Source organism: Streptomyces sp. BR123 (assembly GCF_013401435.1).
In the GTDB taxonomy this organism is placed as follows: Bacteria; Actinomycetota; Actinomycetes; order Streptomycetales; family Streptomycetaceae; genus Streptomyces.
Map to the genome: position 1 here is coordinate 1 of NZ_JACBGN010000363.1, position 6568 is coordinate 6568.

The 6568-nt window shown below is 72.7% G+C and carries 8 protein-coding genes, 1 tRNA gene and 1 pseudogene; all 10 read right to left on the reverse strand.

The annotated features are described in order from the left end of the window. Nucleotides 1-354, reverse strand: a pseudogene (locus HYE82_RS32600) (hypothetical protein); the annotation flags it as partial. Nucleotides 355-462: 108 nt separating this feature from the next. Next, nucleotides 463-1302, reverse strand: a complete 840-nt coding sequence (locus HYE82_RS32605) for an RNA polymerase sigma factor SigF (RefSeq protein ID WP_179177822.1) — start codon at nt 1300-1302, stop codon at nt 463-465. Nucleotides 1303-1522: 220 nt separating this feature from the next. Continuing rightward, nucleotides 1523-2371 (reverse strand): RNA polymerase sigma factor SigF, encoded by an 849-nt coding sequence (locus tag HYE82_RS32610; RefSeq protein ID WP_179177823.1) that lies wholly within the window; start codon nt 2369-2371, stop codon nt 1523-1525. 212 nt (nt 2372-2583) lie between these two features. Then, complete coding sequence (locus HYE82_RS32615; protein ID WP_179177824.1) at nt 2584-2745, reverse strand: hypothetical protein; 162 nt, start codon at nt 2743-2745, stop codon at nt 2584-2586. Nucleotides 2746-3114: 369 nt separating this feature from the next. Then, a complete protein-coding gene (locus tag HYE82_RS32620; protein ID WP_179177825.1) occupies nt 3115-3402 on the reverse strand; it encodes a hypothetical protein in 288 nt (95 codons plus the stop codon). Between the two features lie 287 nt (nt 3403-3689). After that, a tRNA-Ser gene (locus HYE82_RS32625) sits at nt 3690-3774 on the reverse strand. Between the two features lie 94 nt (nt 3775-3868). After that, nucleotides 3869-4297 carry a tRNA adenosine(34) deaminase TadA gene (tadA, locus tag HYE82_RS32630; protein ID WP_218783316.1) on the reverse strand — a complete coding sequence of 143 codons (429 nt, stop codon included), beginning with the start codon at nt 4295-4297 and terminating at the stop codon, nt 3869-3871. Nucleotides 4298-4359: 62 nt separating this feature from the next. After that, the gene (locus tag HYE82_RS32635; protein ID WP_179177828.1) at nt 4360-4905 is read right to left on the reverse strand and encodes a hypothetical protein; all 546 of its coding nucleotides are present in this window, start codon (nt 4903-4905) and stop codon (nt 4360-4362) included. A gap of 337 nt (nt 4906-5242) precedes the next feature. After that, complete coding sequence (locus HYE82_RS32640; protein ID WP_179177827.1) at nt 5243-5443, reverse strand: hypothetical protein; 201 nt, start codon at nt 5441-5443, stop codon at nt 5243-5245. Between the two features lie 111 nt (nt 5444-5554). Further along, nucleotides 5555-6499: a universal stress protein gene (locus tag HYE82_RS32645; RefSeq protein WP_309144523.1), complete on the reverse strand. Its 945-nt coding sequence runs from the start codon at nt 6497-6499 to the stop codon at nt 5555-5557. Between the last annotated feature and the right edge of the window lie 69 nt (nt 6500-6568).

A 6568-nucleotide genomic window follows, 5' to 3' on the forward strand; every position in this document is an offset into this window, starting at 1 on the left:
GGGGTCATGGCCGCCCGGCGGGGTGCCCGGGCCGGGGGCCGGGATGCCGCCCGGCGTGGGCGCGCCTCCGCCCGGGCCGGAGCCGGCCGGTGTCTGCACGTCCGGGGTGGTGGGCGGCGTACCGCCGGAGGGCGGGGATCCCCCCGCCGCGTCCGGGCCGCCGAGCTGCTGGAACTCCACCGCTCCCTGCGGGGGCGCGTTGTCGCCGGGGCGCCGCTCGGGGCCCGGGGCCACGGCCCCTGCGGCGGTGTGGCCGTCTCGTGCGGTCCCACCGCAGCCGGTCAGGCCTGCGGTGGCCGTGCAGAAGGACAGGGCGGCGAGCAGTGCGGCCCTGCGGCGGTGTCCCGGTCGCATCGCCGCAGTGTTGCTGACGTCGCATCAAATCGGAACCCTTGCGCCACAGGTCCGGGAGCGTCGACGTACGGTCGCGCCGACGCGCCGACGCGCCGCTGCCCGTTCGGTCTAGTCGCCGATCAGGCCGACGCGCAGCTGCGCGAGAGTGCGGGTCAGCAGGCGGGAGACGTGCATCTGCGAGATGCCGACCTCCTCGCCGATCTGCGACTGCGTCATGTTGGCGAAAAATCGCAGCATGATGATCTGCCGCTCCCGGGCGGGGAGTTTGGCGAGCAGGGGCTTCAACGACTCGCGGTACTCGACGCCTTCGAGTGCGGTGTCCTCGTAGCCGAGGCGGTCCGCGAGGGATCCGTCGCCGCCCTCGTCCTCGGGCGAGGGCGAGTCGAGCGAGGAGGCGGTGTAGGCGTTGCCGACGGCGAGCCCGTCGACGACGTCCTCCTCCGACACCCCGAGCACCGCGGCGAGTTCGGGCACGGTCGGCGAGCGGTCGAGCTTCTGGGCGAGCTCGTCGCTGGCCTTGGTGAGCGCGAGGCGCAGCTCCTGGAGGCGACGCGGGACGCGCACGGACCAGGAGGTGTCCCGGAAGAACCGCTTGATCTCGCCCACGACCGTCGGCATGGCGAAGGTCGGGAACTCGACGCCGCGGTCGCAGTCGAACCGGTCGATCGCCTTGATCAGGCCGATCGTGCCGACCTGGACGATGTCCTCCATCGGCTCGTTGCGGCTGCGGAAGCGGGCGGCCGCATACCGCACCAGGGGCAGGTTCAGCTCGATCAGGGTGTCGCGTACGTACGCCCGTTCGGGGCTGTCCGCGTCCAGGGCGGCGAGGCGCTGGAAGAGGGAGCGGGAGAGGGTGCGGGTGTCGATGGCTTCCGAGTGCTCGGACACGGCCGGCGCCTCGCTCTTGACGAGCGTGAGCACCTTGGAGCTGCCCTGGTCTGCGGACATGCCACCCCCTTGAGGTCGCGGACGGTCGCGTACGGCGCGTCCGCCAGAGGAACGCAGCCTCCACCTGAATACCGGAGCCGGGGCTGCGGCAAACGCGGTTCCAGCAGAATGTCACATGTCGGCAACGCGCTGTAGCGCCAAGTCGACATATAACTCCAGCGATAGAGCGGAATGAGCCGGTTCTGTCGGAAAACCGTCCGGAGATCTCCACCCGATCCGGTTACGCCTCGATCCTGTTTGCGGATCGGAGCCGGGCGAAGCTGCGGGCGAGCAGGCGCGACACGTGCATCTGGGAGACGCCGAGCTCGGCGCTGATCTGCGACTGCGTCAGATTGCTGTAGTACCGCAGGAGGAGGATCCGCTGTTCGCGCTCCGGCAGCTGTACGAGAAGGTGGCGTACGAGGTCGCGGTGTTCGACCCCGGCCAGCTCGGGGTCCTCGTAGCCGAGCCGGTCCAGCAGCCCGGGCAGACCGTCGCCCTCCTGGGCGGCCTCCAGCGAGGTCGCGTGGTAGCTGCGCCCGGCCTCGATGCAGGACAGCACCTCCTCCTCGCTGATGCGCAGCCGCTCGGCGATCTCGGGCGTGGTCGGGGTGCGCCCGTGCAGGGTGGTGAGGTCCTCGGTGGCCGCGTTCACCTGGACCCACAGCTCGTGGAGCCGGCGCGGCACGTGGACGGTGCGCACGTTGTCGCGGAAGTACCGTTTGATCTCGCCGACCACGGTCGGCATGGCGAAGGTGGGGAACTGCACGCCCCGGTCCGGGTCGAACCGGTCGATCGCGTTGATCAGGCCGATCGTGCCGACCTGGACCACGTCCTCCATGGGTTCGTTGCGGCTGCGGAAGCGAGCGGCCGCGTACCGCACGAGCGGGAGGTTGGCCTCGATGAGGGCCCCGCGTACCCGGGTGTGCTCGCTGCTGCCCGGCTGCAGGCCCTTCAGCTGACCGAAGAGGACCTGGGTGAGGGCCCGGGTGTCCGCCCCCCGGCTCTGCGGTCTCGCGGGCGCAGGCGGCTCCTCCGGGGCGTCCTGCTGGGGCGGCACCTGAGGCGCCGTACTGGCCGACACGGTCACGCCACCCCTTCAAGTCAACTCATCCGTCAAAAGCGGTCATAGCATCACAAGACATGTGCACTGTGTGCAAGCACCGTATATCGCCGTGTTGAGGGCAAGTTGGGCATAATGGGGCGTTCTGGGTGTGGGTGCCACGAGGGCGGTGAACGCAAAACCCCCCACCCGTCGGAGTGGGGGGCCGGTTAGTCCGGAAACCGCATCAGCGTACGGGGTCAGCTCACCAGTTCGGTCATGAACGCGCCTATGCCGTGAGCGGCGTCGGAGATGCCCTGGAAGCCTATTTTGACGATGTCGGCCGCCTTCACCGGCTGGGTGATGATCACGAAGAGCACGAACATCACGAGCCCTCCCGTGATCATCTTCTTGGTCTCCATGAGCGGTGTCGGCCTCCCCAACCGGTCCTGCGAAGTCGGGTGAGTCTAACCGGTCGCATGACGGCACTCACTCGGACTTTATGGACCAATGGCCCTCCCTTCCGGGCCCTTTGCCGCGGCTCGCGCGGGCGGGGGAGCCGCAGGATGGAAGGCAGCCCACCGGTTCTGGCAGGAAGCCGGCGGGTGAAGGACAGGGCCTCACTGTGGGGTCCGGGCCGCACGCGTCCCCCTGACTGCGGCCCGGGCAAGCGGGCCCCGTTCTCGCCGGGGGAGCCGCTCGTCCCCTGACAGCGCTTCCCCCGTCCCGCGTGCGGCAGGCCCCGGCTCCGGCCGGGGCCTGCCGCACATGCGGCCCGGGCCCGGGAAGGGCTACTCGATGCCGCCGAGGATGCCGAAGACGGGCTCCACGGGTGCGATCACCGGCGAGAGCTGGTCGGGCAGCGTCATCAGCTGGTTGAGCTGGTTCAGGTCGTTGAGCTTGGCGCCGACCTCCCGCACGGATCCGGGTGCGGCCCCCTGCGGCATGCCCGGGGCCGCCTGCGGCAGGTCGGGCAGGGCGAGCGGGGCCGCGGGTGCGGCGGAGGCGGCTGGTGCGGCGAGGCCCGCGGCGGCCCCCGCAAGGGCGATGGCGGCGAGCATGCGCTGGGTCTTGGTCATGCCGTGACAACGGCCGAGCGGGCGGCCGGTCACGCGGGCCCGCGGTCCGCTCACCGGTCGGAGTACGCGCGCGGACACCCGCCGGGGCGGGGTGCGAGCCCACCGGTCGGCTGCGGGTTCGCCGGTCAGGACGTCGGCGGAGAACGCCCACCGGCCGGAGTACGCGCGGATGCGTCGACCGTGTGACGGCCGGCCGGCGACCGCCCCGGTTCCGGCCCGGAAGCCGCCGAGCGGCCCGGAAACCGCCGAAAGCCCCGGCCCTTGCGGGACGAGGCTTTCGATCGGAGCGGTAGCGGAGGGATTTGAACCCCCGATGGGTTGCCCCATACTCGCTTTCGAGGCGAGCTCCTTCGGCCACTCGGACACGCTACCGAGAGAGATCCTAGCCCAAGGACGCCCCAGTTCCGAAATCGGTATCCCCCGCGGCCCGGCCGAGCCGCTCGCGCGGGCCCTGCCCCGCGGGTTCTCACAGCTCCCGGAAGAAGTCCGTCAGCTGCTGCGCGCACTCCTCGGCGAGCACCCCGCGGATGACCTCCGGGCGGTGGTTGAGCCTGCGGTCCCGTACGAGGTCCCACAGCGACCCCGCGGCGCCCGCCTTCTCGTCCCCCGCCCCGTAGACGACCCGGGCCACCCGCGCCTGGACGAGCGCCCCGGCGCACATGACGCACGGCTCCAGGGTCACCACGAGGGTGCACCCCGGGAGCCGCCATTCCCCGAGCCGGGCGGCGGCGCGGCGCAGCGCCAGTACCTCGGCGTGCGCCGTCGGGTCGCCGGCGGCCTCGCGCTCGTTGTGCCCGGCGGCGAGGAGCTCCCCGTCCGGGCCCAGCACGACGGCGCCGACCGGCACGTCGCCGGCCGGCACCGCCCGTGCGGCCTCCTGGAGCGCCAGGCGCATGGAGTCCCGCCACGGGTCCCGTACGGGATCGGGGCCGTGCGTGGGGTGCTGCTCGGTGATCACTAGCGGACTGCCTCCAGCACCTCGGTCGCGCCGAGCGAGTCGGCGATCTCCGAGAGGGCGTCCCCGTCGAGGGCCATCAGTTCCCTGTGGCTCACCCCGAGGTCGTCCAGCAGCCGGGGATCGCCGAGCGGGCCGGCCGGCACGGGTTCCGCGCCCGCTCCGGCCTCCTCGGCGTCGTCGTCCGCGTCGGCGAACGCGGTGATGCCGTCCTCCTCGCCGTCCTCGGTGCCGTCCAGGTCCAGTTCGTCGAGTTCGTCGTCCTCCTCGTCGCTGCCCAGCAGCTCGTCGGTCAGCATCGAGCCGTAGGAGCTGCGGGAGGCCAGGGCGGCGTTCGAAACGAAGTACCGCGGGTCCTCCTCGCCGTCCACGCGGACGACGCCGAACCAGGCGTCCTCCTGCTCGATGAGGGCGACCACCGTGTCGTCGTCGACAGCGGCGGCACGGGCGAGATCGATCAGATCACTGAGGGACTCGACGTCGTCGAGTTCCATGTCGCTCGCTTCCCACCCGTCTTCGGTGCGCGCGAGCAGTGCGGCGAAGTACACCGTGACTCTCCCACTGGTCATAGGCGTGCCGGTTGGAGGTCCCCCCGGCCGGAGGTGGGAAGGGTTGGAACGGCTGTCCTGCTCGCCGTTTCGTGCCCCGCCCAATCGGCATCGTGGCAGAAACAGCGGCTTTGCGAGAGGTCTTCCGCGCTTGCGTCGTGCCGCGCCGTGTGCGGTGGCGCGTACCGGGCGGCCCGCGGGCCGCCCGTGGCCCGCGGGCATACGGCGCGTACGCCCCGCTCCCCGGGGTGTGGGGCGTACCGCCGACCGGCGGTCGCCCGTGCGCGTGGCTGCCGCGCGCCGCACCGCAGTGATGCGGTGCACGGGGCGGCGTCCGTCACCAGCGGAACGTGCGCATGCGCATCTGCTGGCGCATGCGGGCAGCGCGGGCCCGGCGCGGCTGGACGCGGTCGCGCAGGGCGCGCGCTTCCATCAGGTCGCGCAGGAACTGCGCGCGCCGTGCTCTGCGCTGTGCCGCAGTCTCCGGCGCGCCGTCCTCGCCGCCGCGGTCGTCTCGTCTCGGCTGCGTGTCGGGCATCGGCCACCACTCACCCTGGCTGGTCCGGTTGTCCTCCTCCGCCGGCGCGAAGCAGACCCCCCGCCTCCCACCTTCCCCCGGTCGGGCCGATTGATGCCACCCCTGTGCAGGTCAGGAGTCGTCCGAGAGGGTGGGGACGACGGCCACCGGACCGTGCGCGTGGTGCAGGACGGCGTGCGCCACCGAGCCGATCGCCACGTTCCGGACGGTGCGGCGCGGGTGGTGTCGGCCCACCACGACGAGGGCCGCGGCGCGCGAGGCCTCGACGAGGCGGCCCGCCGCGTCTCCGGGCACGGCGGCCTGGACGACGGGCACGCCGGGTCGGCGCTCCCGGAACGGCGCCAGCCGCTCCGTCTGGGCGCGCAGCATCTCCCGTTCTGCGGGGACGGCGTCCGCGCCGTCGGCGAGCCCCTCCGGGGTGAGGACGGCGAAGGGCGTGTCGACCATCACGAGGGGCGTCGGCGGGATGGCGTACGCCGAGACCACCTGGACGGTGGTCCCCCGTGCGGCGGCCTCCGTGAAGGCGAAGTCCAGGACGTCGTCCGGGGTCTCGGCGGTGTGCAGGCCGAGCACCACCCGGTCGGCGGAGGGGTCCGGACCGGCAGCCTCCGCGTTGCGCTCCACGTGGGGGACGACCACCACCGGGCAGCGTGCGGTCGCGGCCACGGCGTGGCTGTTCGAGCCGAGGAGCAGTGCCTTGAAGCCGCCGCGCCCGCGGGACCCCATGACCAGCATCCGGGCCTCTGAGCCGATCACCCGCAGCGCTTCCGGGACGGAGCCGGTGAGGGCCTCGTAGTGGACTTCGCGGGGGAGTTCGGGGGCCTCGGCGAGCAAGTGCCGGATCCGCTCGGCCACCGGATCGGCGTACGTCTCGGGGGCCGCCGGGTCGGAGAGGGCCTGGCGGCGGGCGGTGTACAGCTGGGAGGCGTCGGGCAGCACGTGGGCGACGAGGAGGCCGGTCGCGTGCCGGAGGGCGGCCTGCCGGGCCCATTCCAGGGCCCGCAGGCTGTGGTCGGATCCGTCGACGGCCGCGATCACCAGTGCCTTGCTGCTCACCCGTCCAGCGTGCTGGGCGCGGGGGCGGGCCGCATCCCGGGGACCGCGGGCTGGACGCGGCAGGAGCTG

Coding starts and splice junctions, on each gene's coding strand:
- HYE82_RS32605 (WP_179177822.1), bottom strand. CDS start 1,302: ATGTCCGCAGACCAGGGCAGCTCCAAGGTGCTCACGCTCGTCAAGAGC.
- HYE82_RS32615 (WP_179177824.1), bottom strand. CDS start 2,745: ATGGAGACCAAGAAGATGATCACGGGAGGGCTCGTGATGTTCGTGCTC.
- HYE82_RS32620 (WP_179177825.1), bottom strand. CDS start 3,402: ATGACCAAGACCCAGCGCATGCTCGCCGCCATCGCCCTTGCGGGGGCC.
- tadA (WP_218783316.1), bottom strand. CDS start 4,297: ATGCGCCTGGCGCTCCAGGAGGCCGCACGGGCGGTGCCGGCCGGCGAC.
- HYE82_RS32640 (WP_179177827.1), bottom strand. CDS start 5,443: ATGCCCGACACGCAGCCGAGACGAGACGACCGCGGCGGCGAGGACGGC.